Annotated in this window: 22 protein-coding genes; 16 read left to right on the top strand and 6 right to left on the bottom strand. The window is 63.6% G+C overall.

Translation table 11 applies throughout. The features are described from left to right. Positions 1-42: 42 nt before the first annotated feature. The 4 genes from kdpB (at position 43) to MKD49_RS05195 (ending at position 6447) form a co-directional block, all read left to right on the top strand. A complete protein-coding gene (gene kdpB, locus MKD49_RS05210) occupies positions 43-2238 on the top strand; it encodes a potassium-transporting ATPase subunit KdpB (RefSeq protein WP_305882117.1) in 2196 nt (731 codons plus the stop codon). A 29-nt stretch (positions 2239-2267) separates the two neighbouring features. Further along, complete coding sequence (gene kdpC, locus MKD49_RS05205; protein WP_039787008.1) at positions 2268-2879, top strand: potassium-transporting ATPase subunit KdpC; 612 nt, start codon at positions 2268-2270, stop codon at positions 2877-2879. A gap of 91 nt (positions 2880-2970) precedes the next feature. Then, positions 2971-5727 (top strand): sensor histidine kinase KdpD, encoded by a 2757-nt coding sequence (locus MKD49_RS05200; protein ID WP_252695643.1) that lies wholly within the window; start codon positions 2971-2973, stop codon positions 5725-5727. Between the two features lie 9 nt (positions 5728-5736). Beyond that, the gene (locus MKD49_RS05195; RefSeq protein ID WP_039787013.1) at positions 5737-6447 is read left to right on the top strand and encodes a response regulator; all 711 of its coding nucleotides are present in this window, start codon (positions 5737-5739) and stop codon (positions 6445-6447) included. Between the two features lie 18 nt (positions 6448-6465). Here MKD49_RS05195 and MKD49_RS05190 read toward each other — a convergent pair whose 3' ends face one another. From MKD49_RS05190 to MKD49_RS05180, 3 genes are all read right to left on the bottom strand, one after another. Continuing rightward, on the bottom strand, positions 6466-7062 hold the full coding sequence (locus MKD49_RS05190; RefSeq protein WP_252695642.1) for a hypothetical protein: 597 nt from the start codon (positions 7060-7062) through the stop codon (positions 6466-6468). 104 nt (positions 7063-7166) lie between these two features. Continuing rightward, entirely contained in the window at positions 7167-7574 is a 408-nt protein-coding gene (locus tag MKD49_RS05185) for a hypothetical protein (RefSeq protein WP_252695641.1), read from the bottom strand. A gap of 48 nt (positions 7575-7622) precedes the next feature. Beyond that, positions 7623-8486, bottom strand: coding sequence for a TorF family putative porin (locus MKD49_RS05180; RefSeq protein WP_252695640.1), 864 nt, complete (start codon positions 8484-8486; stop codon positions 7623-7625). A gap of 325 nt (positions 8487-8811) precedes the next feature. Between MKD49_RS05180 and MKD49_RS05175 the strand changes: the two genes are divergently transcribed. From MKD49_RS05175 to MKD49_RS05155, 5 genes are all read left to right on the top strand, one after another. Beyond that, the gene (locus tag MKD49_RS05175; protein WP_252695639.1) at positions 8812-11598 is read left to right on the top strand and encodes a type VI secretion system Vgr family protein; all 2787 of its coding nucleotides are present in this window, start codon (positions 8812-8814) and stop codon (positions 11596-11598) included. Then, positions 11486-12499, top strand: coding sequence for a hypothetical protein (locus MKD49_RS05170; protein WP_252695771.1), 1014 nt, complete (start codon positions 11486-11488; stop codon positions 12497-12499). The genes MKD49_RS05175 and MKD49_RS05170 overlap by 113 nt, the downstream gene beginning before the upstream one ends. Continuing rightward, positions 12438-13103, top strand: coding sequence for a hypothetical protein (locus MKD49_RS05165; RefSeq protein ID WP_252695638.1), 666 nt, complete (start codon positions 12438-12440; stop codon positions 13101-13103). The genes MKD49_RS05170 and MKD49_RS05165 overlap by 62 nt, the downstream gene beginning before the upstream one ends. Positions 13104-13220: 117 nt before the next feature. Beyond that, entirely contained in the window at positions 13221-13826 is a 606-nt protein-coding gene (locus MKD49_RS05160) for a hypothetical protein (protein ID WP_252695637.1), read from the top strand. Between the two features lie 70 nt (positions 13827-13896). Next, the gene (locus MKD49_RS05155; protein WP_252695636.1) at positions 13897-14445 is read left to right on the top strand and encodes a hypothetical protein; all 549 of its coding nucleotides are present in this window, start codon (positions 13897-13899) and stop codon (positions 14443-14445) included. Here MKD49_RS05155 and MKD49_RS05150 read toward each other — a convergent pair whose 3' ends face one another. Together MKD49_RS05150 and MKD49_RS05145 are read right to left on the bottom strand one after the other, a co-directional pair. Then, the gene (locus MKD49_RS05150; protein ID WP_252695635.1) at positions 14446-15240 is read right to left on the bottom strand and encodes an enoyl-CoA hydratase; all 795 of its coding nucleotides are present in this window, start codon (positions 15238-15240) and stop codon (positions 14446-14448) included. Between the two features lie 38 nt (positions 15241-15278). Beyond that, positions 15279-16043, bottom strand: coding sequence for a GntR family transcriptional regulator (locus tag MKD49_RS05145; RefSeq protein WP_085946179.1), 765 nt, complete (start codon positions 16041-16043; stop codon positions 15279-15281). 339 nt (positions 16044-16382) lie between these two features. Here MKD49_RS05145 and MKD49_RS05140 point away from each other — a divergent pair, with 339 nt between their 5' ends. The 7 genes from MKD49_RS05140 (at position 16383) to MKD49_RS05110 (ending at position 24418) form a co-directional block, all read left to right on the top strand. Next, positions 16383-17423 (top strand): ABC transporter substrate-binding protein, encoded by a 1041-nt coding sequence (locus tag MKD49_RS05140; protein WP_051057365.1) that lies wholly within the window; start codon positions 16383-16385, stop codon positions 17421-17423. 31 nt (positions 17424-17454) lie between these two features. After that, complete coding sequence (locus tag MKD49_RS05135; RefSeq protein ID WP_034330553.1) at positions 17455-18270, top strand: ABC transporter permease; 816 nt, start codon at positions 17455-17457, stop codon at positions 18268-18270. A 31-nt stretch (positions 18271-18301) separates the two neighbouring features. Next, positions 18302-19093: an ABC transporter ATP-binding protein gene (locus MKD49_RS05130; RefSeq protein ID WP_034330555.1), complete on the top strand. Its 792-nt coding sequence runs from the start codon at positions 18302-18304 to the stop codon at positions 19091-19093. 11 nt (positions 19094-19104) lie between these two features. Then, entirely contained in the window at positions 19105-19833 is a 729-nt protein-coding gene (locus tag MKD49_RS05125; protein ID WP_039787027.1) for an aspartate/glutamate racemase family protein, read from the top strand. A gap of 120 nt (positions 19834-19953) precedes the next feature. Further along, positions 19954-21378 (top strand): dihydropyrimidinase, encoded by a 1425-nt coding sequence (gene hydA / locus MKD49_RS05120; RefSeq protein ID WP_252695634.1) that lies wholly within the window; start codon positions 19954-19956, stop codon positions 21376-21378. A gap of 192 nt (positions 21379-21570) precedes the next feature. Continuing rightward, complete coding sequence (locus tag MKD49_RS05115) at positions 21571-23151, top strand: methyl-accepting chemotaxis protein (RefSeq protein ID WP_252695770.1); 1581 nt, start codon at positions 21571-21573, stop codon at positions 23149-23151. A gap of 307 nt (positions 23152-23458) precedes the next feature. Then, positions 23459-24418 carry a DMT family transporter gene (locus tag MKD49_RS05110; RefSeq protein WP_134223233.1) on the top strand — a complete coding sequence of 320 codons (960 nt, stop codon included), beginning with the start codon at positions 23459-23461 and terminating at the stop codon, positions 24416-24418. Between the two features lie 9 nt (positions 24419-24427). On the opposite strand, the gene MKD49_RS05105 is transcribed toward MKD49_RS05110, so the two are convergent. Beyond that, positions 24428-25333, bottom strand: a complete 906-nt coding sequence (locus MKD49_RS05105) for a LysR family transcriptional regulator (protein ID WP_034330560.1) — start codon at positions 25331-25333, stop codon at positions 24428-24430. Between the last annotated feature and the right edge of the window lie 58 nt (positions 25334-25391).

The raw sequence follows: 25391 nt of genomic DNA, 5'->3' as shown, positions 1-25391 counted from the left end.
CGGGCACTGCGCCCGGTGGAGCAACCCGCAACGGATACCCTTATGACTACCCCTTCCAGCAATACTCCGGCCAGCAGCACCCAAGCCGTGCCGGCCGATGCCATTCCTTCCGCCGCGCAGACTGCGCGCTGGATGTTCGATCCCAAGATCGTCAAGCCGGCCCTGGCCGATTCCTTCCGCAAGCTGTCGCCGCGCGTGCAATGGCGCAATCCGGTGATGTTCGTGGTCTACCTCGGCAGCATCCTGACCACGCTGCTGTTCATCCAGGCCATCACCGGCAAGGGTGAAGCCCCGGCTGGATTCATCTTCGCCGTCGCTGCCTGGCTGTGGTTCACGGTGCTCTTCGCCAACTTCGCCGAAGCCCTGGCCGAAGGCCGCAGCAAGGCGCAAGCCGCCGCCCTGCGTGGCGTCAAGAAGAGCGTGATGGCCAAGAAGCTGCGCAGCAGCGACCAGACACGCGGTGGCGTCGCCGCTGCCGCCGCCAAGTGCGAAGTGGTCGAAGGCGGCAGCCTGCGCAAGGGTGACCTGGTGCTCATCGAAGCGGGCGATACGGTACCCGCCGATGGCGACGTCATCGAAGGCGTGGCCACTGTCGACGAGAGCGCCATCACCGGTGAATCGGCCCCGGTGATCCGCGAATCCGGCGGCGACTTCTCGGCCGTCACCGGCGGCACGCGCGTGCTGTCGGACTGGATCGTGGTACGCGTCTCGGTCAATCCGGGAGAAGCCTTCCTGGACCGCATGATCGCCATGGTCGAAGGCGCACGTCGTCAGAAGACTCCCAACGAACTGGCGCTGACCCTGCTGCTGGTGGCACTGACGCTGGTGTTCCTGCTGGTGACGGTGACCTTGCTGCCGTTCTCGATCTTCTCGGTCACTGCCGCCGGTGCTGGCTCGCCGGTCACGGTGACGGCGCTGATCGCCCTGCTGGTGTGCCTGATCCCGACCACCATCGGCGGCCTGCTCTCGGCCATCGGCGTGGCCGGCATGAGCCGCATGATGCAGGCCAACGTGATCGCCACCTCCGGCCGCGCGGTGGAAGCCGCCGGTGACGTCGACGTGCTGCTGCTGGACAAGACCGGCACCATCACGCTCGGCAACCGCCAGGCCGCCGCCTTCATGCCGGCACCGGGCGTGGCCGAGCGCGAACTGGCCGATGTCGCCCAACTGGCCTCGCTGGCCGATGAAACGCCGGAAGGCCGCAGCATCGTGGTGCTGGCCAAGAACCGATTCAACCTGCGCGAACGCGAGATGGCCAACCTGGGCGCGGAATTCATTCCGTTCTCGGCCCAGACCCGTGTCTCCGGCATCGACATCGGCAACCGCCGCATCCGCAAGGGCGCTGCCGACGCCATCCGCAAGCTGGTGCGCTCGGCCGACCAGCGCCTGCCGGCCCAGGTGGAAAGCGATGTGGAAGCCATCGCCCGCCGTGGCGGCACACCGCTGGTGGTGATCGAATGGAACAACGAGGCGGCCGTCATCAACCAGGGCGCACCGATCCGCATCCTCGGTACGGTGGAGCTGAAAGACATCGTCAAGGGCGGCATCAAGGAACGCTTCGGCGAACTGCGCCGCATGGGCATCAAGACCATCATGATCACCGGCGACAACCGCCTGACCGCCGCGGCCATCGCCGCTGAAGCCGGGGTCGATGACTTCCTCGCCGAAGCCACGCCGGAACAGAAGCTGGCCCTGATTCGCCAGCACCAGGCCGAAGGCAAGCTGGTGGCCATGACCGGCGACGGCACCAACGACGCCCCGGCGCTGGCCCAGGCCGACGTGGCCGTGGCCATGAACAGCGGCACCCAGGCGGCCAAGGAGGCCGGCAACATGGTCGACCTCGATTCCAATCCGACCAAGCTGATCGAGATCGTCGAGATCGGCAAGCAGATGCTGATGACGCGCGGCAGTCTCACCACCTTCAGCATCGCCAATGACGTAGCCAAGTACTTCGCCATCATCCCGGCCATGTTCGTGGCCAACTATCCGCAGCTGGGCGCGCTCAACGTGATGCGCCTGACCAGTCCCGATTCGGCCATCATGTCGGCGGTGATCTTCAATGCGCTGGTGATCGTGGGACTGATCCCGCTGGCCCTGCGCGGCGTGCGCTATCGCGCGCTGGGTGCGGCCGTGCTCCTGCGCCGCAACCTGCTGATCTATGGCGTGGGTGGCCTGCTGGTGCCGTTCGTGGGCATCAAGCTGATCGACCTGCTGCTGACCGCCTTCGGTCTGGTCTGAACCCGATTACGACTCTCAAGGAAAGTCACATGAAAACCTCGACTCCCCATCCGCTGCGTCCGGCCATCACGCTTTTCATCCTGTTGGGCGTGTTGCTGGGCGGCCTGTATCCGCTGCTGGTGACCGGTCTGGCGCAAGCGTTCTTCCCGCAGCAGGCCAATGGCAGCCTGATCGAACGCCAGGGCCAGGTGGTCGGCTCGGAGCTGATCGGCCAGAACTTCACCAGTCCGGCTTATTTCTGGGGCCGCCCCTCGGCCGCTGGTACCTTCCCCAACAATGGCATGGCCTCCGGCGGCAGCAATCTGGGCCCGACCAATCCGGCCCTGAAGCAGGCCGCTGAAGACCGCGCCAAGGCCTTGCAGGAAGCCGATCCCGACAACAAGGGAGCCATCCCCATCGACCTGCTGACGGCCTCGGCCAGTGGCCTGGATCCGCACATCAGCCCGGCTGCGGCCGAGTACCAGGCCGGCCGTGTGGCCCGTGCCCGTGGCCTGACGGTGGCCCAGGTACGTGCCCTGGTGCGCGTCAACAGCGAGGCACCGCAATGGGGCTTGTTCGGTGAACCGCGCGTCAATGTGCTCAAGCTGAACCTGGCGCTGGATGCGGCGGCGCCCTTGCCCAAGACGGAAGCGGCCAAGTAAGTCCTTCGCTGTCTGCAGGATGGCCGGTGGCACGCAACCCGCGTGCCACCGGCTTTTTGCCACTACAATGCAGCAACCCTGAACGCCCGATATGAACGCCCGCCCCGATCCCGACGACCTGCTGGAACGCGTGATGCGCGACGAAGAGCGCCAGGCGCGCGGCCGCCTGAAGATCTTCTTCGGCTTCTCGGCCGGTGTCGGCAAGACCTTCGCCATGCTGGAAGCCGCCCAGGCGCTGGTCGCGCAAGGCACGGACGTGATCGCCGGCGTGGTCGAGACCCATGGCCGCGCCGAGACCGAGGCCCAGCTTGCCGGCCTCACGCGCCTGCCCATGCGCATGGTGCCCTACCGCGATCGCCAGCTGCCCGAGTTCGACCTGGATGCCGCACTGGAGCGCAAGCCCGGCGTGATCCTGGTCGACGAACTGGCGCACTCCAACGTACCCGGCTCGCGCCATGCCAAGCGCTGGCAGGACATCGACGAACTGCTGCGCGCCGGCATCGATGTCTACACCACCCTCAACGTGCAGCACATCGAAAGTCTCAACGACGTGGTCGGCCAGATCACCGGTATCCGCGTCTTCGAGACGGTGCCCGACCATGTCTTCGATGAAGCCGACGATGTCATGCTGGTGGATATTCCGCCCGATGAATTGCTGGCTCGCCTGCAGCAGGGCAAGGTCTACCTGCCGCAGCAGGCCGAGAAGGCCGGGCGCAATTTCTTCCGCAAGGGCAACCTGATCGCGTTGCGCGAGATTGCCTTGCGCCGGACGGCCGACCGCGTCGATGCCGACATGCGCCAGTACCGCGCTGACCGCTCCATCGCCCAGCTGTGGCAGGCGCGCGAGCGCATCGTGGTGGCGGTCGGCAGCGGTGCCGGCGAGGAACGCCTGATCCGCGAAGCGGCCCGCCTGGCCGCCAAGCTGCAGGCCGAATGGCTGGCAGTCCACGTGGATCTGCCGGGCCAGCGCCAGGCGATGGAGGCGCGCGAACGCGTGGTCTCTTATCTGAAACTGGCGCAATCCCTGGGCGCGGAAACGGCCAGCATCAGCGGTGAGGAATTGTCCGCCGCGTTGCTGCAATTCGCCCGCAGCCGCAATGCCGGCAAGCTGGTGATCGGCCAGGAAGAGGGCGGCCTGCGCCACTTGCTGCGCTGGCCGCGCGGCACTCTGGCCCAGCGCATCGCGCGTAGCGGTGGCGAGATCGACCTCTACACCATCGCCCGCAGCCGCACCCGGGTGCCGCAGGAACAGACCCGCACCGACAGTGCCGCCAGCGCCGCCGAAGCCCTGCTCACGCGCCGGCGCCGCACGCGTGGCACGCTGTGGGCGGTGGCCAGTTGCATGGCCACCACGACGCTGGCCTTCGTGCTCGATGGCAAGCTGCATCCGGCCAACGTCATCATGCTGTACCTCGTCGGTGTGATGCTGGTGGCGATGCGCTATGGCCGCGCGGCTTCGGCGCTGGTATCGGTGCTGTCGGTGCTGTCCTTCGATTTCTTCTTCGTCGATCCGCGTTTTTCCATCACGGTGTCGGACGCGCAGTACCTGCTGACACTGGCCGTGATGCTGGCGGTGTCGCTGTTCATCAGCTCGCTCACCGCGCGCCTGCGCCGCCAGGCCAGCGTGGCCATGCAGCGTGAAGGACGCGCCGCCAATCTCTACATGCTGGGCAAGGAATTGTCGGCGCTGCTGACGCTCGACCAGATCCTGGAAATCGGCCGCCGTCATCTGGCCGCCGTGTTCGGGGCGCGCATCGCCTTCTTCCTGCCCGACAGCGCCGACCAGCTGCGCCTGGCCGAGCCCGAGCAGGACAGCGGCGGTCCGCACGTCCTCAAAAGCGTGGACGCGGGCGTGGCGCAATGGGTCTACGACAACGGCCAGGCCGCCGGCAAGGGCACGGCCACCTTGCCCTCCGCAGCGGCGCTGTACCTGCCGCTGACGGCCACCATGCGCACGCGTGGCGTGCTGGCCTTTGCCATCGAAGGTGCCAGTGAAGAGGAGCGCCAGCTGGCTGCCGCGCAACTGGCCCTGCCCGAGAATCGCCAGATGCTGGAAATTTTCTGCTCGCAGATCGCCATGGCCATCGAGCGCCTGCACTATGCCGAGGTGGCCCAGGATGCGCTGGTGACCATGGAATCGGAACGCCTGCGCAATTCGCTGCTCTCGGCCATCTCGCATGACCTGCGCACGCCGCTGACCTCGCTGGTGGGCAGCGCCGACGTGCTGGCTGCCAACGAGCGCCTGGACGAGGATGCTCGCGCCATGGCGCGCACCATCAGCGAACAGTCGCAGAAGATGGTCGGGCTGATGAACAACCTGCTGGACATGGCGCGCCTGCAGGCAGGCGTGGTGACCTTGAATCGCCAATGGAATGCGCTGGAAGAATTGACCGGCTCGGCCCTGCGCCTGCTCTCCAAAGCATTGGAAGGGCGCCAGGTGGACACGCGCATCGCGCCGGACCTGCCGCTCTTGCGCGTCGATGCGGTATTGCTGGAACGGGTGCTGGCCAACCTGGTGGAAAATGCCATCAAGTATTCGCCTGCCGGCAGCCCCATCGCCATCAGTGCGCACGTGGAAGACAGCGATGGCCAGCCCCAGGTCAAGGTCTGCGTGAGCGATCACGGGCGCGGCTTTCCGCCGGCCATGACGCAGCACGCCTTTGAAAAATTCACGCGCGGCGACAATGAATCGTCCACCCCCGGCGTCGGCCTGGGCCTGGCGATCTGCCGTGCCATCATCGAGGCGCATCAGGGCCGCATCTGGATCGCGCCGCAGGAAGCCGGGCAGGGTGCGACCGTCTGCTTCATGCTGCCGGTGGAAACGCAACCCGCCCTGCCGGAGGAATAAGGACACCCCATGCAAGAACACGCAGGCAACATCGTCTTCATCGAAGATGATCCGCACATCCGCAAACTGGTCAGGAGTGCGCTCGAACAGGAGGGCTTCATCGTCCACGAAGCCAAGAGCGCACGCGAAGGCGTCACCGAAGCGGGGACCCGCAAGCCTGACCTCATCATCCTCGACCTCGGTCTGCCCGATGGCGACGGCAAGCAGGTCATCAGCGAGATCCGCAACTGGAGCAGCGTGCCCATCGTGATCCTCTCGGCCCGCACGCAGGAGTCCGAGAAGGTGGAAGCGCTCGATGCCGGCGCCGACGACTACCTGGTCAAGCCCTTCGGCATGCCCGAGCTGCTGGCCCGCATGCGCGCGCAATTGCGCCGCCATGCGCGGGCGTCAGGCGCAGGGCAGTCCAGCGGCCGCTATCGTCTTGGGGATGTGGTGGTGGACCTGCCGGCCCGCAGCGTGAGCCGCAACGGCGAGGCGCTGCACCTGACGCAGATCGAATATCGTCTGCTGGCCACCCTGCTGCGCGATGCCGGGCGCGTCATCACGCACCGGCAATTGCTCGTGGCCGGATGGGGTCCTTCGCATGCGGAGGATGGCCACTACCTGCGCATCTACATGCAGCGCCTGCGCCAGAAACTGGAGCGCGATGCGGCCCAGCCGGTGCACATCCTCACCGAAATCGGCGTGGGTTATCGGGTGGCCGATGTGGTGGCCGAATGAAACTGAAGTGAACCGGCCTCAGGGCCAGTTCAGCAGCGGCAGGGCCAGCACCACCATCACGATGCAGCCCAGATTGAGCAGCAGACGCTGGCGCTTGAGCACGAACGAGAGCAGCCAGGCTCCGGCCAGAAAGACGATGAAGTTGGCCAGGTATTGCTTGCCGGCAGCGGCCACCGGCAGCTCCGGTGCATCGGCCAGTCCCGAGAATTTCCAGGCGCAGACCAGGGCGGCCAGCACGGCGCAGTTGAAATAGGTATTGACGGTCGGGAAGCTTTCTTCCAGATGATCGGAGACCTCCACGCTCTCGCAGCGGCCTTCGCGATAGAGCGCTTCCAGCCAGTGCCATTCACCACGCCAGCGATAGAGCAGGGTGCCGTCTTCGCGCGTCTCCTGGGCATGCGGGGTGCCGAGCCGCGCGTTCATGAACTCAGGTGCGGTGTTGCGCCATTCGGCGGTCTGGGCGGCGCGGAAGCGTTGTTCCAGCGCGCGCGCCTTGCGGCGTCGGCCCAGTTGCTTCAGGGCCAGCTGGGCCAGGGCCAGGGAATTGAACAGGTAGATCCACTGCAGGATGGTGGCGTAGTCGGCTTGCATGGGCAGGTCGGTCAGTAGGGGCAAGGATAAGGATGCCGCATCTTGCCGTCAGCCCGCCCGATTGTCCAGCCCGGCTGTGTGCCCAGACGGGAATGCCCGCCAGACGGCGGTTCTAGCGCGATATGAACCTAAAGATCCCCCCAGATATCGATCTGGCGGCGGATCTGGCCGGTGCGCGCATCGCAGATGAAGAGAACTTCCCGCAGAGCATGGCGCACCACGTAGCGGAAGTATTCGTGGTCGGTGCGGGCCACGAATTCCTCGCTCTCAATCTTGCCGGGCATGAAGTCGCTGATCTGGCGTCGGCACTCCTCGCGATGCTGCAGGGCCTGCGGCGAGGGGCCGTAGTCTTCCGGTGCGCGGTAGGGCGCAACGGCCTGGGTGAGCGGCGCGATGCTGGCGCAGAGCACGAAGATCAGCAGCGCCACCAGCACGCAGCGATAGCGCCGGCGCTGGGCGGTACGCAGGAACAGATGGCGCGGCGAGAGCGGGTGGAGGCGATCCTCGCCACGTTTCCAGTGCAGACGGCTACGCATGATGATGCACCTCCTTGTGATGTTCTCTTGTCAGAAGACGGACAGGGCTCAGAAGCTCTTGTTGACCGAAGCGATCCACTGGTTGCTGCCGATGTTCTTGCCACGCAGCGTGTAGCCGGCGTCGGGCGCATTGCTGCCGGTCCAGGCCAGCCCCAGCACGTAGCCGGAGAAGTCGCGCGTGAGCCCCAACTTCCAGTCGGTGTAGGAGAGGTTGGAAGCATTGGCGCCGGTATAGCGCTGGCGGCCGATGTGGGCCAGTCCGGTGATGCCGGCAAAGAGTTCATGCGTCACGGACAGGTCGGCATAGGTACTGCCGCGCGTATCGGCATTGCCGAAGGTATTGCCGGTGCTGTACGAATACTTGAAGGCGATCCACTTGGCATCCACGCCGAGGTAGACCTCGGTGGTATCGGGTTTGGTCATGCCGGCCGGATAGCTGCCGGGATAGGCGTAGTGCAGCACGCCGATGTCGCCGGTGAGCCAGTCGGTGAGTGCTGGTTTCCAGCCGCCGTAGAGATCGGCTTCGAGGCTGGCGGAGGCGGCCGGGTTGGTATCCGAGATCCAGCTGATGTTGGACATCCAGACACCGGCATACAGGCCATTGTCATGGGTCAGATCGAAGCCGCCTTGCAGGGCCGGTTTCTGGTTGGTCTGGGTGGTGCCGCGGAAGACGTACTGGCTGACGATGCCGATGTTGCCGGCCAGGTGCAGCGGGGAGGCGTTGGCCTCCGGGGTGGTGGGTGCGGCTTCCTGCGCCTGGGCCGGAGCGATCACGGCGATGGCCAGAAGCGCGCCGGCAGCGGCCAGGGTAGCCAGACCGGCCAGTTGCGCATGGCGCAGGCGACGCTGGCCCAGCGGTGCCATGTCTTGCTGTGCGGGATCCTGGATGTGTTGTTGTGTGTGGCGGTTCATGATGCTGGTGGCTCCGTGGTTGAAGAGCCGCAAGCTTAGATTTTGATGCGTTTAATCCGGGTAAAACTTTGCTGCCGGACTGTAAACGTCGCGTAAAGGAGGAGCGTCATTCCTGAGCGCCGGTAATCACTTGCATCGAAGTACTCCGCTCTTTTGCCATACATCAAAACACGGGCGCGCTGCCTCGAAATTTTTTGTTGTGCGTCCGAAGGAATTTCTAAGTTTTCCTGATTTGTCCCGGCGACTGATCTTTTCACGACTGATCGGTCGCATATTCCTGCCCTTGCGCTTGCATGCCGCTTGCGCTGTTCTGGCAGGAGCTTGTATGGACGCACCCCCGACATCAATCCGGACATCGATTCCGCCCACGGCCGAGGCCTTCCGGCAATGGGTGGCCGAGCCGCAGCATCGGCGTTTCATGCGCCTGCGCTTTCCCCATGGCGATGGCCCGGATGCGCCCTTGCTGGTGCAGCGGCTCGATGCCGAGGAGTCGCTCTCGCGTGACTTTTCCTTTGTCGTGGAACTGCTCACCGATGATGCGCACCTGCCCCTCAAGTCCATGTTGGGCAAGCTGCTGGTGATCGAGCTGGTGCGGGAAGATGGTCACCTGCGTTACTTTTCCGGGTACGTGTTCGCGTTCTCCCGGCAACGCGCCGATGGAGCGGTGGTGGTCTACGAAGCGCAGCTGGGGCCCTGGTTCAGACTGCTCTCCTGGCGGCGCGATCACCATCTTTTCCATGACAAGACCCTGCATCAGCAGACCGCCGACATCTTCGCCGACTACCCGCTGCATGCACGCTGGCAGTGGCAGGTCAGCAGTGGCGATGCCACCATGACCGACGCCTTCCAGTACGGGGAGAGCGATCACAATTACCTGAGCCGCCGTTGGGAAGCCGCCGGCTGGCATTACTGGTACGAGCACGATGCCAGCGGCCATACCCTGATCGTGGGCAGCGACAGTTGCCAGCAAGCCGCCATCGATGGCGAACAAAGCGTGCGCTTCCACGCGAACGGCGGCAGTGCCGAAGACGATGCCATTGACCGCTGGTCGCCGCAGCGCGAGATGGCGGCGAGCAGCGTGGTGCTGGGCAGCTTCGATTTCAAGTCGCCGACACCGCGCTGGATGGAGGTGCCGACGCTCAATCGACAGGGCGTGGCACCGTCCATCGAGCACTATCTCTACACCGGCCACCATGGCTATCGTGACAGGGACGATGGCGATGCGCAGAGCCGCTTGCGGATCGAGGAGATCGAGGCCCGTGCGCGGCAGGTGGAAGGGCAGGGCAACTGTCGCACCATGATGCCGGGGCGCTGGTTCCGGCTGGTGGGGCATGTCGAGTGTCCGCGCTTTTGCGGGCCATCGTCCCGGGGGCGGGACGAGTTCCTGATTCTGAGCGTCCGTCATCGCATCCACAACAATTACTTTCCTCTGGCGGCGCAGGATGCCGTGCCTCCTTACCGCAACGAATTCCGCTGCATGCGCCGCCAGATCCCCTGGCGTCCAGGTCCCGGCTACAACAGTCAGGTGCCCATTGCACGTGGCGCACAGACCGCTACGGTGGTGGGCGTGCCGGGGCAGCCGGCGCTGTGGACCGATGAATACGCACGGGTCCGCGTGCAATTCCACTGGGATCGCGAGGGGCGTCATGACATTGGCAGTTCCGCCTGGATCCGCGTGGCCAGTCCCTGGGCGGGCGCGCAGCTGGGCGCGCTGGCCTTGCCCCGGGTTGGCGCGGAAGTGCTGGTGCAATGGCTGGATGGCAACCCGGACCGGCCCGTCATTGTGGGTAGCCTCTACAACGCTGACCATCTGCCGCCCTGGGCGCTGCCTGCACAGCGCGCGCTGACCGGCCTGCGCAGCCGCGAGCTCACCGACGATGGCGGCAACCGTGCACTGGGCCGCAGCAACCATCTGATTCTCGACGACACGGCCGGACGCCTGCAGGCGCAGTTCAGGAGCGATCAGTATCACAGCCAGCTGTCACTGGGCCACCTGTGCCGCATCGACGACCAGCAAGGCCGCCAGGAGGCACGCGGCCAGGGATGGGAATTGCGCACCGATGCCTGGGGAGTGCTGCGGGCCGGACGCGGCATGCTGGTCACTACCGAAGCCCGGCCCCGCGCACGCCGCCACGCCAAGGACCTGGGCGAGACCCTGGCGCGGCTGGTGCGCGCCCGCCAGGAGCAACAGGCACTGGCGCGCCTGGCCCAGCAGGCCTCGGCGCAGGAGGCCGATGCGCAGCAGGCGCAGGTAGCCGCCGCCTTGCATGCGCAGAACCAGGCCCTGCGCGGCAACGATGGGCCGGATGAGGAGGAGGCTTTCCCGGAACTGGCCACGCCGCTGCTGGTGCTGGCCAGCCCGGCCGGCATTGCCGCCAGCAGCGGACAGGATATGCATCTGGCCAGCACCGCAGACACGGCGGTCACGGCTGGCCGCCACCTTGCCCTCAGTGCGGGTGGCGGCTTCTTTGCCAGCGTTCGCGAGAGCCTGCGGCTGTTCGTGCAGAAGGCCGGGCTGCGCCTGGTGGCGGCGGCCGGGGACATTGATTTGCGCGCGCTATCGGACGGCATTCATCTGCTGGCCAAGCTGAAGATCACCCAGAGCGCCGATGAAATCGTCCTCAGTGCGCATCAGCGCATCCTGCTCAATGGCGGCGGCAGTTATGTGCGGCTGGATGCGCAGGGGATAGAACTGGGGACGCGAGGGCAGTTTCAGGTGCGGGCGAGCGTGAAGCATTTTGAAGGCGGGAATGCGATGCCGGCGCCGCAGGTGGAGGGGGCGGGGATGGCGGTGTTTGATGAGCGTTTCAGATTGGTGGATGAGCTCAAACGACCGCTAAAGAACGTCCGCTACCGGGCTCGTAGCAGCAGTGGAAGAACCTGGGAGGGGAGGAGCGATGTCCAAGGATGGACACCGTATTTCAGTACTGATCGGCCGGAAAATCTGGAGATCGAGATTTTGCATGAGGTAGAAGAGGAGACAAATGATGCAGCCGTTGATGCAGAAAAAGAAAAGGAAGAAAAGGAAGCTGAGCCGCAAGATAGCCAAGAGCGCCGGGACGACGAATCGGACGGAGGGGTCTGGCGTCGAGGTAATCGTACACAAGGATGATGCTGGAGAATGGATCAAGCCGACGACTGGAGAAATTTTTTATATCAATGAGGATGCGCTATTTCCAGACTTGGAATTTGAATTCATGACTGATGTGCCAGGACCTTATGTGTGGAAATGGGTGATGATCTGGAGCGCTCAGGTAAGCAGCCTGAGCGAAAAGGCGAGAGGGAGAACTGTCAAGAATCTCAGCAAGTCAGGAACATTCACACAGGACGACAGACATTGGGATGCCCGAAAAATTGGCGCTGTTATTGGCGGCACGCTGAGGGTAGTCGTACAGGTCGGTCAAAGGGAATTCATCCGAACGGTAAAGGTGTTGGCAAAGCAGCCCGGTGCGGATCGCATCAAAGCCTACATTCGGACTCGCGATGAGCCACTAATGGAGAGGTTGATCCAGCAGGAGTCCCGGTTCAAGCACGTCATCAACAAGGACCTGGAACCCATTGTTGCCGGAGATAGAGGGTTTGGTGTGGTTCAGCTTACCAACCCGATGCCGGGTTATTCGCAGATATGGAGCTGGAAAGAAAACGTCGATGCCGGGATTGCCCTGCTGCGGAAGAAGCGGGCTGCAGCAAAAAGAGATTTTGAAAAAGAAAAGCCTGTTTCATACACAGAGGAGATGCTGGATACGGAAACTATCACGCGATGGAATGGCGGAAAGTACCACGAATGGGATCAAGACAAGAAGAAGTGGGTCCGTCAGAAAAGCATCCTATGTGATACGAAGACGGGAAATATCGGATGGGATATGACGCTGGAGTCGAATTCCGGAAAAACGGAAAGTGAACTGCACGACCGAGATAAATTGACTTATTCAAAGATGAAGGCGGGACAAGATGAAGAACATGCTTGGAAATATTCGGGAGTTTGTTATGCGGACCATATCGCTGCGAAATAAAATTTTTATTCTCTTGTTGGTCCTGCCGTGGTCTCCCTTTGCAGGAGAGCTTCCCAAGATCAGTGAAAAAATCCTTTCTCAATATCGCGAGCAATCCAAAGAGGGAAATCCGTCATGGAAATATGTGCTGGTTCATGCGGACGGTTCGGAGGCGAATACCGGTAGTTCGGCGCGGCCAGTCTATTTGCTCAACATCAGCGCAGACCCCGCGAGCAACTTGATTTCTTCATCCGAGATCGACAAGCTCGTCAAGGGGGAGTTCAGCCTGGAACTTCAATCCGACACGCTCCTGAGTCAGGGGCAGACGGACTACATCGTTCTTGCCATGTCACGACCTGCACAAAACAACCCACGCTATGTCCCCTGCATGATCGGTGCTGGCGAGGATCGAGCCTATCTGTTGGCCATCTCTTCGGGAACGCTGAAGGTCGTCAACCGATTCTTTGGGGGCTGTGCAACCAGTTATGAGGTGATCCGAGAGGGCGCTGACCTTGGATACCGGGTTGCCGAGGAGGGGCAAACACGCCGAACGGTGCGATACATGTTGCGTGGCGATAGCATCGTCAGGGAGCCTGACTATCGCAAGACAGGCGACTCAAAATGAACCTGCCCTCTCGGAACCTGATTCATGGATTTTCAAATCGATCCTGTATGCGCAGTATTGATGTGGACGCTTCGGAATTCAATCAATAATTTTAGAACTACGGGACAGGAGCTTTGTATGCGTATCAGTTTCAAGACGGTGTGTTTCGGGATGGTCTTCTTGTTGGGAGTGGCGAGCGCTTGTGCTGCGGTCGTGTTACCAGAAGAGAAATTGGCGAAAATAAGAAAAACGCATTTCTTGCGTAGTGATGGGCTTCCGCAATACGCCTTTGTGTATGAAGACGGTGGTAACTGCTGCGAGATGCCGCCGCTAACGCCGGTGTATTTGCTTAATCTGCTGGTCCATGGGCCTCTTGAGCTGCTGTTTTCGGAAGAGATCAATGCCTTGCTCAGCAAGAAATTCGTCCTGGAGATCGATAACGATAGTCTCATCCGATCAGGCAAGACACATTACGTCCTAATGACCATCGCTCCTTCGGAGCAACAAAGCGACGCCTATCCGCGCTGCTCCAGTGGCGATCCGGAGAAGAAGGCTTATCTTCTCAAACTGACCAGGTCCAAGGTGGACATCATTCATCGCAATATGCTTGGCTGCGACACAGGGTACTCGATGGTGATGGATGGAAAACCACTCGGCTATGAGGTGAATCATGTCGGGGAACCAGTGGAGTTTTTGCGCGTGCGTGACGGAAAAGTGATTCGTCAGATCATGCCTGTGGAGTAGCGCGGACTACCTGCAGAAAGAGCGCTCGCCTCTCACTTGACTCGCCCTGATGACAAGAAGGAAGTTCCTCATGTTCACCCCGCCGAACCTCGACATCGAATCCATCCCCGACGATTTCATCCGCGCCGTCCTCTTCCCCTTCGCCATGGCCGACTACGACGGCGAGCAAGCCATCCGCCTGAGCGCGGTGCCGGATTCCGATGTGCTGCAGGGACTCCCCATCGACCTGGTCAACGAGGCCTTGTCGGCCGCCCAGGAAGCGGGCCTGATCGAGATGGTGGAAGAACGTCCCGGTGCCATCGCCATGACCCCGCTGGGCAAGAAGAAATTCCTGCTTGTGCGCGACGGCTTCTACGACGACGATGCCATCGACGATCTGCGCCGCATCCTGGCAACGCTGGACCTGCGAGCCTTGCGCCTTTCCGGTGACTACCGCCAGCACCGGCAGAGCTGCACGGCGCTGGCCGCTTGTCCGGATCAGCCTTGCCCGCGCACGGGCCGCTGGCTCGCAAGGCGGCTGGAACAGCGGCAATGCGAATTGCGCGAAGGGGATGCCATGCCCTTGCCCGAAGTGGACGCGCAGGACCGGCCCGTTTTCTGGTATCTGATGAAGACCTGATCAATATCCCCGTCCAGCCCAGTTGGGCGGCCGCTTCTCCAGAAACGCCTGTATCCCCTCCATCGCCTCCGCATCCATGATGTTGCAGGCCATCACCTCGGCTGCATGCGCATAGGCATCGGGCAGCGCCATCATCTGCTGGCGGTACACCATGGCCTTGCCGCGCGCAATCGAGATGGCGGGCTTGCTGCAGATCTCGCGCGCCAGCGCTTCGGTGGCCGCATCGAGTTCATCCGCACGCACCGCCTGGTTGATGAGTCCCCATTGCGCGGCGGTGTCGGCATCGATGAATTTGCCGGTCACCAGCATCTCGAAGGCGCGCTTGATCGGCAGGTTGCGCGTCAAGGCCACCGCCGGGGTGGAACAGAACAAACCGACGTTAATGCCCGAGACCGCAAAGCGCGCAGCCTCGCTGGCCACTGCCAGGTCGCAGGCCGCCACCAGCTGGCAGCCGGCTGCCGTGGCCAGTCCCTGTACCTTGGCGATGACCGGCACCGGCAGCGCGCGCAAGGACTGCATCAGGCGGCTGCAACGATCAAACAATTGCTGGTAATACGCCTGCTCGGGCGTGGCGCGCATCTCGCGCAGGTCATGGCCGGCGCAGAAGGCGCGGCCGTTGGCGGCCAGGATCACGCAGCGTACCTGCGGGTCCTGCGCCAGTGCATCGAGCTGCGCCTGCAAGGCCTCCAGCATCGCTTCGGAGAGCGCATTGAATTGCGCCGGCCGGTTCAGGGTGAGGGTGGTGATGCCCTGCGCGTCATGGCGCAGCAACAGGTCCTGGCTTGCGTCTTGCATGGTGTCTCCTCCATTGGTGATGGGCACCGTGTGTTGCCTTACACCATGCCCAGCAATGCTTCCAGATCTTCGTCCTCGCCCTGCGGCGCGGACATGTCGAGCACGCTTTCAATGTGATGCAGGTGCGCCAGCATGGTCGCCACGGCGTCTTCGGTGCGGCCGGCGGAGATGGCGTCGATGATGTCGCCATGGTCGTCGTGGGTGCAGGCCGGCACCGTCGGCGAATCGTACAGCACGATGATGAGACAGGTCAGCGATGCCAGCTCGCGCATCATCTTGCTCATCACCGGGTTGTCCACCATGTCGGCGATGCGGATGTGGAATTCGCCCGAGAGCCGGATGATGGCGCGCCGGTCATTGCTGGCGCGGGCTTGCGCTTCTTCGGCCACGTGGGCGCGCAACAGCGCGATGTGCTCGGGCCGCGTGTGCTCGCACAGGTGGCGCAGCAGCGCCGGTTCCAGCAGGCGGCGCGCGGCAAAGATGTTGCGCGCCTCTTCCGGCGTCGGGCTGGCCACGAAGGCGCCGCGATTGGGGATGGTCGTGATCAGGCCCTCATGCGCCAGCCGCGCCAGCACCTCGCGCACCCGCGTACGGTTCACGCTGAAGATGCCGGCCAGCTTCTCCTCGACCAGCTTGGTGCCCGGCGTGAGGCGGTGTTCCATGATGGCCCCGACGATGCGCTCATAGATGGCGTCGCCGGCCAGCGGGCGCACGCTGAAGGCCTGGCCGGGCAGGGGGCTGGTGTCCGGATGCTCGTGCTTGCTGGTTTTCTTGCGGGGGCTGCTGGCGGAAGTCGGGCGCATGGGTCTCTGTGATGACATGGGTTTGCCCGCCATGATAGCGGAAAATTGTGGAAATGGATTGTCACAAAATGGGGTGATGAATGTTGCACTCTTGCGGGGCGGATTTGTGCTCCGGCTTGGCTGGATTGGATTGCTTTGGTGCGTGCGCTCTCGTTTCTCGTCGGCAATTGAAGTCGGAAAATTCTATGGAAAAGCCCGTTGCAAAAGGGATTTGGGACGATTTCCCAAACCGTGCGACGGGCGTTTTTCAAGCTGGCACAGGCTTTGCATAAACGGTGGCAATAGAAAAAAGGATTGTCACAAAATAATTCGTTCCGATTGTCCACCTGGGAGAAAACCATGCAACAGCAAGTCCGCAAGTCCCCCTCCGGCCTGTTCTTCAAGGCGCTTGCCCTGGCCGGCCTCGTGGCCTGCAGTACCTTGGGCGCCGGTTCGGCCATGGCCCAGGCCAAGCCCAAGATCAAGCTGGCCTATGCCAAGTGTGCGCACTGCATGTCCATGGCCATGGTGCCGGGGCTGGCGCAGAACGTGGAGATCGAAGGCATCAACTTCACCGCCGGCAGCGATGCGCTGACTGCGCTGGTCTCCAAGAGCGTGGACATCGCCCAGGTCACCTACCTGGCCTACGTCAGCGGTCTGGACAAGGGCTTTGACCTGGTGGCCGTGTCGGGCCAGGTCAACGGCGGTTCGGAGATGCTGGTCGGCAAGGACAGCAAGCTGGCCTCGGATGACTGGGCCGGACTCAAGAAGCTGATCGCGCAATACAAGGCCGAAGGCAAGCCCTTCCGCATCGCGGCCTCGCGCGGCAATGCGCAGGACCTGCACATGCGCGGCGAACTGGCCGGCCACGGCATCGATCCGTCCAAGGACGTGCAGTTCGTCAACATCCCCAACCCTTCCGACCACGCCGCTGCACTGTCGCGCGGCGAGGTGGAACTGATCTGTTCGGTCGAGCCCTTCGCATCGCAGATCCGCATGACCGGGGTTGGCAAGCATTTTGCGTATCCGTATGACCAGGCGGCGGGGCGTCTGACCAACCTGATCGTCACCCGTTCGGATGTCATCAAGGAGCATCCTGCCGAGGTCAAGGAAACCGTGGCCGCCGTGGTCAGGCTGGTGGATGGCCTGCAGAAGGACAAGCAGGGCTGGATCAACAGCATCGTCAAGGGCACCGGCCTCGATCCCAAGATCGCCACCGAAGCCCTCAACAATGCCTATCCCGACTACCGCATGTACCGCACGCAAACCAAGGCCATCGCCGGGATGATGAAGGATCTGAAATACGTTTCTACCGATGTGTCTGCGCTGGCCGAGAAGAACATGGACTACAGCTTCCTGATGAGCGTGACCGGCAAGCCCAAGACCGAACTGGGTTATTGATCCAGCACCCCACAGCATTGAAGGAATCATCATGAGCGGATGGAAACAATCCCTGTCGGAAGCCAAGTGGCGCTTTGCGGTGCCGCTGTTGCTGGTGCTGTTCTGGGAGGCCTTCTCCCGCTCGGGCGTGATTCCGGCGTCGCTGCTGCCGGCACCTTCGCGGGTGTTCGCCACCTGGATGGACTGGATCTTCGGCATCAATGAAGCGGCCCAGGACAGCAGCGGCAAATGGATCTACGACGCCATGGCCAGCTGCCTGCGCGTGACCGCCGGCTACCTCATCGCGGCGCTCTCGGGCATCGCCCTGGGCGTGGCCATCGGCTGGTGGCGCTGGGTCGAGCGCACCATCGAACCGACGGTGCAGATGCTGCGGCCGATTCCGCCGGTGTCGTGGATTCCGCTGGCCATCATCTGGTTCGGCATCGCCAACAAGCCGGCCATCTTCCTGGTGTTCCTGGGGGCCTTCTTCCCGATCCTGATGAATACCGTCCACGGCGTCAAAACCGCCGACCGCAATCTGCTGCGCGCGGCCGCCATGGCCGGTGCAAAGCAGAGCCAGTTGCTGCGTTTCGTGATCCTGCCGGCGGCCATGCCCAGCATCTTTGCGGGCCTGCGCATCGGCATCGGCAGCGCCTGGATGCTCACCGTCACCGCCGAGATGGTGGCCGTCAAGAGCGGGCTCGGCTATGCGCTGTGGGATTCGTATTACTTCCTGCGCTATGACCTGGTGATCGCGGCCATGATCAGCATCGGCCTGCTGGGTTTCCTGGCCGACTGGATCCTCAAGCAGATCATGCATTCCATGCTGCGCTGGCAGCACGTGGCCACCGTGCAGGGCAAGGCCTGAGCACGCATTCAACCATCAAGGACATCGCATCATGGCATTCATCGAATTGAACGATATCGTCAAGGTCTTCAAGGACCGCAAGCGCGGCACCGACATGCTGGCCATCGACCACGTGAGCCTGCGTCTGGAGAAGAAGGAATTCCTCTGCCTGCTCGGCCCCTCCGGTTGCGGCAAGTCCACGCTGCTGAACATGATCGCCGGTTTTGAATTCCCGACCAGCGGCGTGGTCACGGTGGCCGGCAAGCCCATCACCGGCCCCGGCGCGGATCGCGGCATGGTGTTCCAGCAGGCCAACCTCATGCCCTGGCTGCCGGTGTGGGACAACGTCGCCTTCTCGCTCAAGCTGCAGGGCAAGAGTGCGGCCGAGCGGCGCGCGGCAGCCCAGCCCTTCATCGAGACGGTCAAGCTCAAGGGCTTCGAGAACCACTATCCGAGCGAACTCTCGGGCGGCATGGCGCAGCGTGTCGGCATTGCCCGCGCGCTGTTGCAGAACCCCTCGGTGATCCTGATGGACGAACCCTTCGCCGCCCTCGATGCGCAGACCAAGATGGAGATGCAGGAAGAACTGGTGGCCCTGTGGCAGCGCTATGAGGGCACCATCGTCTTCGTTACCCATAGCGTGGACGAAGCCCTGATCCTGGCCACCAAGGTGGCGGTGATGACGCATCGTCCGGGTCGCATGCGCGAGCTGATCGACATCGATCTGCCGCGTCCGCGCGATACCACCACGCCCGAATTCAACCAGTACAAACGCCACGTGCTGAGCCTGATCCGCGAGGAATCGGCGCTGGCCCATGCCGACGCTGCACTGCTGGCAGCCTGAAAGGAAACAAGATGATCCCACGCACCCTGCTCGGCATGCTCACGCCGTCCTCCAACACCACGCTGGAGCCGGTCACCACCGCCATGCTGGCCGATATCCCGGAAGCCAGCGCCCACTTTGGCCGCTTCCGCGTGACCGAGATCGCGCTGTCCAACCAGGCGCTGGCGCAGTTCGATGACAGCGAAATCCTGCGCGCCGCCGAACTGCTCTCGCATGCCAAGGTTGGCAGCATCGCATGGAATGGGACGTCCTCGGGCTGGCTGGGTTTCGATGCCGATGAGCGCCTGTGCCGCCGCATCACCGAAGCCACCGGCATCCCGGCCTGCACCTCGGTGCTGGCCCTGAACGAGATCTTCGATCTCACCGGGGTGAAGCGCTTCGGGCTGGTCACGCCTTACCTGGACGACGTGCAGGCCGCCATCATCAAGAACTATGCGGCCTCGGGCCTGGAGTGCGTGTCCGAACGCCACCTGCGCAAGCAGGACAATTTCTCCTTCTCCGAAGTAGGCGCGCAAGAGCTGCGCGCCATGGTGCATGAGGTGGCCAAAGACAAGCCGCAGGCCATCACCATCTTCTGCACCAATCTGCGCGGTGCGCCGCTGGTGGAAGAACTGGAGCGCGAGGTCGGCATCCCGATCTACGACACCATCTCCACCGTGGTGTGGAAATCGCTGCAGCAGGCCGGGGCCGATCCCTCGCGCATTCGCGGCTGGGGCAGCCTGTTCCGCGACGTGCGCTAACGCTCACGCTGGCGCGGGCACCGGCCGCAGCGGCGGCCTCTTCCATTTTCATCTTCAGTCTCACGCCCCGGCGCATGCCGGCGGCGCGGGGTGATACACGCTTGTTCGAAAGGAATACGGATGGACAGCTTTGACCTGGTGATCCGCAACGGCACTGTTGCAACGGCCTCCGACATCATGCAATGCGACGTCGGCATCAAGGACGGCAAGGTCGCCATGCTGGGACGGGGCCTGCCGCCCGGCCGCGAGGAGATCGATGCCAGCGGCAAGCTGGTGCTGCCCGGCGGCGTGGATGCGCATTGCCACCTGGACCAGCCGATGGAAGAGGGCCTGCGCATGGCCGACGATTTCCGCAGCGGCACCATCTCGGCCGCCTGCGGCGGCACCACCACGGTGATCCCGTTTGCGGCCCAGGCCAAGGGCGGCTCGCTGCGCGCGGCCGTGGAGGATTATCATCGCCGCGCCGAGGGCAAGGCGGTGATCGACTATGCCTTCCACATGATCGTCAGCGACCCCAGCGAAGAGGTGCTCAAGAACGAACTGCCGCAACTGGTGCGCGAGGGCTATACCTCCTTCAAGATCTACATGACCTATGACGATCTCAAGCTCAATGACCGCCAGATCCTCGACCTGCTGGCGCTGGCCCGCAGGGAAGGGGCGCTGGTCATGGTACACGCGGAAAATGCCGACTGCATCGGCTGGCTCACCGAGCAGCTGGAAGAGGCCGGCCTGACCGCGCCCAAATATCACGCCCACTCGCGCCCGATGATGGTCGAGCGCGAAGCCACCCATCGCGCCATTGCGCTCTCGGAGCTGGTGGATGTGCCCATCCTGATCGTGCATGTCTCCGGCCGCGAGGCCATCGAACAGATCCGCTGGGCGCACGGCCACGGCCTGCGCATCCACGCCGAGACCTGCCCGCAATACCTGGTGCTGACGGCGGATCACCTCGATGACGGCTACCACGGTGCCAAGTGCGTCTGCAGCCCGCCGCCGCGCGACAAGGCCAACCAGCAATATGTCTGGGATGGCCTGGCCAGCGGCCTGTTCACGGTGTTCTCTTCGGACCATGCGCCCTTCCGCTATGAAGATCCGCAAGGCAAGAAGCCGGGCGGCAAGGAGGTGCCGTTCCGTTACATCCCCAATGGCACGCCGGGACTGGAGACGCGCATGCCCATCCTGTTCTCCGAAGGCGTGGGCAAGGGCCGCATCGATCTCAACCGCTTCGTGGCCCTGACCGCCACCGACCCGGCCAAGATGTATGGCCTTTATCCGCGCAAGGGCACCATTGCCATCGGCGGCGATGCCGACATCGCCGTCTGGGATCCGCATCGCCAGGTCACGGTCAGCAACAGCATGCTGCATCACGACGTCGACTACACCCCCTATGAAGGCATGCAGCTGACGGGCTGGCCGGTGCTCACGCTCTCACGCGGCGAGATTGTCTGGCGCGATGGTGAGGTACTGGGCACACCGGGGCGCGGGCAATTCCTCCCCTGCGGCTTGCCGGATCCGGCCCGGCCCAAGGTGCAGATTCCTGACTAACAGGAATTTATAAATAATTTATCGATTAATTGTCAGTTTGGCCTTTAGCGCGCGTGTTGCAAGCCGTAATGTGCATGGGGGGAGGATCGCCATGCATTGCCTGGCGGCAAGCTGGGGCCGCGTGGTCGTGTCATTCCCGCCAATGACGTTCCGTTCGACATTTCCGACAACGACCACGCCTCCACGCCCATGATGAATCGACTCTCGCTGAAGAAAAAACTCTGGCTACCCCTGGTGTTTTCCTGGATAGCCTTGCTGTTCCTCTCCGTCTGGCACGCATACCAGACCCGTGACCTGCAGATCGCCGAACGCCAGCGCGGCCTGGAGGACGTGACCGAAATGGCCTATACCACCGTGGCCGGCTTCGCCAAGCTGGAGGCCGACGGCAAGCTCTCCCGCGCCGAGGCGCAGCAGGGCGCCATCGCCCGCGTGCGCGACCAGCGCTATACCGGTGACGGCTACGCCACCCTGGTGGGTGCGGACTCCACCATCGTCATGCATCCCATCAACACCAAGCTCGATGGCCGCAACATGCTCTCCTTCAAGGATGCCAAGGGCAACGAGCTCTACAAGATGATCGCCGCAGCCGGTGCCTCGCCGGCCGGCAAGGGTTTCCTCGAATACTGGTGGCCGCGCCCCGGCAGCGACAAGCCGAGTCCCAAGATGGGCTTCGTCAAGCGTTTCAAGCCCTGGAATTGGGACCTGATCTGCAGCGTCTATTCCGATGACATCGAGGCCGACTTCCGCCGCGCCCTGGTACAGGCCGTAGTGGTACTGGTGGCCTTGGGCGTGCTGCTGTCCATCATCGCCGGACTGGTCTCGCGCAACATCTTCCGCTCCATCGGCGGCGAGCCCGCCGAAGCCGCCGAGATGGCCCGCAAGATCGCCGGCGGCGACCTCACCGGCACCATCCGCACCAGCGGCGGCGACCAGCACAGCCTGGTGGCGGCCGTGGCCTACACGCGTGACCGCCTGGTCGATACCGTGCAGGGCATCCAGGGCGCGACCACCTCCATCAAGACCTCGGTCGATGAAATCGCCAACGGCAACATGGACCTCTCCAACCGCACCGAGCAGCAGGCCGGTTCGTTGGAGGAGACCGCCTCCGCGATGGAAGAACTGACCTCCACCGTCAAGCAGAACGCCGCCAATGCCCAGCACGCCAACGAGCTGGCCTCGGGGGCTGCCAAGGTGGCGATCCAGGGCGGCGAAGTGGTGGGGCAGGTGGTGCAGACCATGGCCTCCATCAATGCCTCCTCACGCAAGATCGTGGACATCATCAGCGTCATCGACGGCATCGCCTTCCAGACCAATATCCTGGCCCTGAATGCCGCCGTGGAAGCGGCGCGCGCCGGTGAGCAGGGGCGCGGCTTTGCCGTCGTCGCTTCCGAAGTGCGCTCGCTGGCCCAGCGTTCGGCCGCAGCTGCCAAGGAGATCAAGCAGCTGATCGATGACTCGGTCGGCAAGGTCGATGCCGGTACCCACCTGGTGCAGCAGGCCGGGGAGACCATGCAGGAAGTGGTGGCCAGCATCCAGGGCGTCTCCACGGTCGTCAGCGAGATCGCCACCGCCAGCCACGAGCAGAGCGCCGGCATCGAACAGGTCGGTGAAGCCATCACCCAGATGGATGAAACCACCCAGCAGAATGCCGCCCTGGTGGAACAGGCCGCCGCCGCCGCGCAGTCGCTGCAGGAGCAGGCCGACAAGCTGGTCAATCTGGTCGGCGTCTTCACCCTGGATCGACAGGGGCAGGGGGGCTTGGCCGTGCGCTGAGGCTGGGCGGCCGCCTGGCCGCTTTTTCTTTCACATCGACCAAAAGCGGGGCGGTTGCTGCGGGACGGCAGGCCGCCCTTTTTACATGGGGCGCTCGCCGGCCCGCAGTGGTGCATGCTGCACCAAATGCGTTATCGCGGATAAATAATTTTCAAAAATGCGATTTGGCAGCAGGAAGTGCTGCCAAGAGCGTTTCCTGCCATCAAATACGGCAGCACTATTGGCCGCCTCTTCTCTACCATGGGAGCCGTTTGGATGCGCTGCAGCATGCCTGCTGCAACGCGCCGTGTCCCCTCTGGAGCCCCTGATGTCCACCGCCATTGCCGCACCCGCCCGATCCGCCAGCCCCGCTTCCTCCCGGCCGCAGCCGATGAGCCGGCTGTTCCTGGTGTGCGTGGTGGTGGCGATCTGCATCTGGGGCGGCAACTGGCCGGTGATGAAGTTCGGCAGCCAGTTCATCCCGCCGCTGTGGTTTGCGGCCAGCCGTTTCCTGTCGGCGGCCATCCTCAGTTTCATCATCGCCGCAGCCCTCGGCAAGCTGCGCCTGCCCACCCGCCAGGAGTGGCCGGTGGTGGCCGGGGTGGGCGTGCTGCAGATGGGCCTGTTCACGGCCCTGGTGACCGGCGCGCTGCACTTCGTCATGCCGGGCCGCGCTTCGCTGATCGCCTATGCCACCTCGATCTGGGTGGTGCCGGGCGCAGCGCTGGTGTTGAAGCACAAGCTGAGCACCCAGCAATCGCTGGCCACCGTCTGCAGCTATGCGGGCATGGCCGTGATCGTGCTGCCGGCACTGCTGCATGCAGACATGCACAGCATGATCGGCTACCTGATGCTGGGCGCGGCGTCGCTGTCCTGGGCCATGAACATCCTGCAGATCAAGATGACGCCGGGCGTGAAGCTGGACTTCGACCTGCTGCCCTGGCAGACCCTGGTGGCCGCGGTACCGCTGTGCGTGCTGGCGCTGCTGGTGGATGGCGCGCCGACCTTCCTGGCCGATCCGCACTCCTGGGGCGTGATTGCCTACACCGGTCCGCTGGCTACTGCGCTGACCTTCCTGATCGTGCTGCAGATGACCCAGCGCCTCTCGCCGGTGACGGTGTCGGTGTGCATGCTGGGGGTGCCGGTGGTGGGCCTGACGCTGTCTTCGCTGATCTTCGGCGAGACGCTCTCGGCGGACCTGCTGCTGGGCATGGGCCTGCTGTGCCTGGGCCTGGTGTTGCCGGCGCTGCCGTCGCTGGGTTTGCGCCGTGCCCTGAGCAAGGCCTGATTTTTCGGACTAGCGATCAGTGAGATAACGCGCAACGCGCTCACCGAGCAATTCGCGCAGGGCACGCACGGTGGGCGAGAGGCTCATCCGGTGCGTGCACACCAGATTCAGCGGCGAGGCCTCGCCCTGGTAATCCTCCATCAGCGCTTCCAGTTTTCCGTTGCGCAGGTCGGCCAGCACGTCCAGCCGCGACTTGTAGGCAATGCCCCGGCCCTCCACGGCCCAGCGGTGTACCAGTTCGCCATCGTCGCAGACGCGGTCGCCGCTCACTTGCACTTGTACCGGTGTGCCGTCCTTGAAGAAAGTCCATTGCGAATGCAGCATGTCCGACAGCAGATAGCGCAGGCAATTGTGCTGGCGCAGGTCGGCCGGCGTGCGCGGGCGGCCGTGGCGGGCGAGGTAGTCGGGCGAGGCGCACAGCACGCGGCGGTTGTCCGGGGCCAGGGGCAGGGCTACCAGGCTGGAATCTTCCGGCGGGCTGTAGCGGATGGCCACCTCCACCGGCTGGCGGAACATGTCGGCCACACGATCGCTGATGCGCACCTGCAGGCTCACCGCCGGATGCTGGGCGAGGAATTCATCGAGCCACTGGCACATCAGGTTGCGCCCGAGATCGGAGGGCACCGACAGTGACAGGTTGCCGCCGACCACGCGCCGGCCATGGGCCACGGCATCGCGTCCGGCATTGACTTCGGCCAGCACGTTGCGGGCGTATTGCAGGTAGCGTTCGCCATCGGGTGTCAGGCGCAGGCTGCGGGTGGAGCGCGCCAGCAGGCGTGCGCCGAGTTCGCCTTCGAGGCGTTTCATGGCGGCACTGGCCACGGCCGGGGTGACATCGTGTTGACGGGCGGCAGCGGAGAGGCTGCCGTTGTCGGCGGCACAGACGAAGATGGCAAGGTCTTCCAGGCGGATCATGAGCGGGAACGATGAAGAAGACGAATCAAAGCGCTCATTCTACTTTCAATTTATTTTT

Source organism: Herbaspirillum sp. WGmk3 (assembly GCF_023952535.1).
GTDB lineage: Bacteria > Pseudomonadota > Gammaproteobacteria > Burkholderiales > Burkholderiaceae_D > Herbaspirillum > Herbaspirillum huttiense.
This window is presented reverse-complemented; position numbering and strand designations above follow the sequence as displayed.

Coding starts and splice junctions, on each gene's coding strand:
- kdpB (WP_305882117.1), top strand. CDS start 43: ATGACTACCCCTTCCAGCAATACTCCGGCCAGCAGCACCCAAGCCGTG.
- kdpC (WP_039787008.1), top strand. CDS start 2,268: ATGAAAACCTCGACTCCCCATCCGCTGCGTCCGGCCATCACGCTTTTC.
- MKD49_RS05200 (WP_252695643.1), top strand. CDS start 2,971: ATGAACGCCCGCCCCGATCCCGACGACCTGCTGGAACGCGTGATGCGC.
- MKD49_RS05195 (WP_039787013.1), top strand. CDS start 5,737: ATGCAAGAACACGCAGGCAACATCGTCTTCATCGAAGATGATCCGCAC.
- MKD49_RS05185 (WP_252695641.1), bottom strand. CDS start 7,574: ATGCGTAGCCGTCTGCACTGGAAACGTGGCGAGGATCGCCTCCACCCG.
- MKD49_RS05180 (WP_252695640.1), bottom strand. CDS start 8,486: ATGAACCGCCACACACAACAACACATCCAGGATCCCGCACAGCAAGAC.
- MKD49_RS05175 (WP_252695639.1), top strand. CDS start 8,812: ATGGACGCACCCCCGACATCAATCCGGACATCGATTCCGCCCACGGCC.
- MKD49_RS05170 (WP_252695771.1), top strand. CDS start 11,486: ATGCAGAAAAAGAAAAGGAAGAAAAGGAAGCTGAGCCGCAAGATAGCC.
- MKD49_RS05165 (WP_252695638.1), top strand. CDS start 12,438: ATGAAGAACATGCTTGGAAATATTCGGGAGTTTGTTATGCGGACCATA.
- MKD49_RS05160 (WP_252695637.1), top strand. CDS start 13,221: ATGCGTATCAGTTTCAAGACGGTGTGTTTCGGGATGGTCTTCTTGTTG.
- MKD49_RS05155 (WP_252695636.1), top strand. CDS start 13,897: ATGTTCACCCCGCCGAACCTCGACATCGAATCCATCCCCGACGATTTC.
- MKD49_RS05150 (WP_252695635.1), bottom strand. CDS start 15,240: ATGCAAGACGCAAGCCAGGACCTGTTGCTGCGCCATGACGCGCAGGGC.
- MKD49_RS05145 (WP_085946179.1), bottom strand. CDS start 16,043: ATGCGCCCGACTTCCGCCAGCAGCCCCCGCAAGAAAACCAGCAAGCAC.
- MKD49_RS05140 (WP_051057365.1), top strand. CDS start 16,383: ATGCAACAGCAAGTCCGCAAGTCCCCCTCCGGCCTGTTCTTCAAGGCG.
- MKD49_RS05135 (WP_034330553.1), top strand. CDS start 17,455: ATGAGCGGATGGAAACAATCCCTGTCGGAAGCCAAGTGGCGCTTTGCG.
- MKD49_RS05130 (WP_034330555.1), top strand. CDS start 18,302: ATGGCATTCATCGAATTGAACGATATCGTCAAGGTCTTCAAGGACCGC.
- MKD49_RS05125 (WP_039787027.1), top strand. CDS start 19,105: ATGATCCCACGCACCCTGCTCGGCATGCTCACGCCGTCCTCCAACACC.
- hydA (WP_252695634.1), top strand. CDS start 19,954: ATGGACAGCTTTGACCTGGTGATCCGCAACGGCACTGTTGCAACGGCC.
- MKD49_RS05115 (WP_252695770.1), top strand. CDS start 21,571: ATGAATCGACTCTCGCTGAAGAAAAAACTCTGGCTACCCCTGGTGTTT.
- MKD49_RS05110 (WP_134223233.1), top strand. CDS start 23,459: ATGTCCACCGCCATTGCCGCACCCGCCCGATCCGCCAGCCCCGCTTCC.
- MKD49_RS05105 (WP_034330560.1), bottom strand. CDS start 25,333: ATGATCCGCCTGGAAGACCTTGCCATCTTCGTCTGTGCCGCCGACAAC.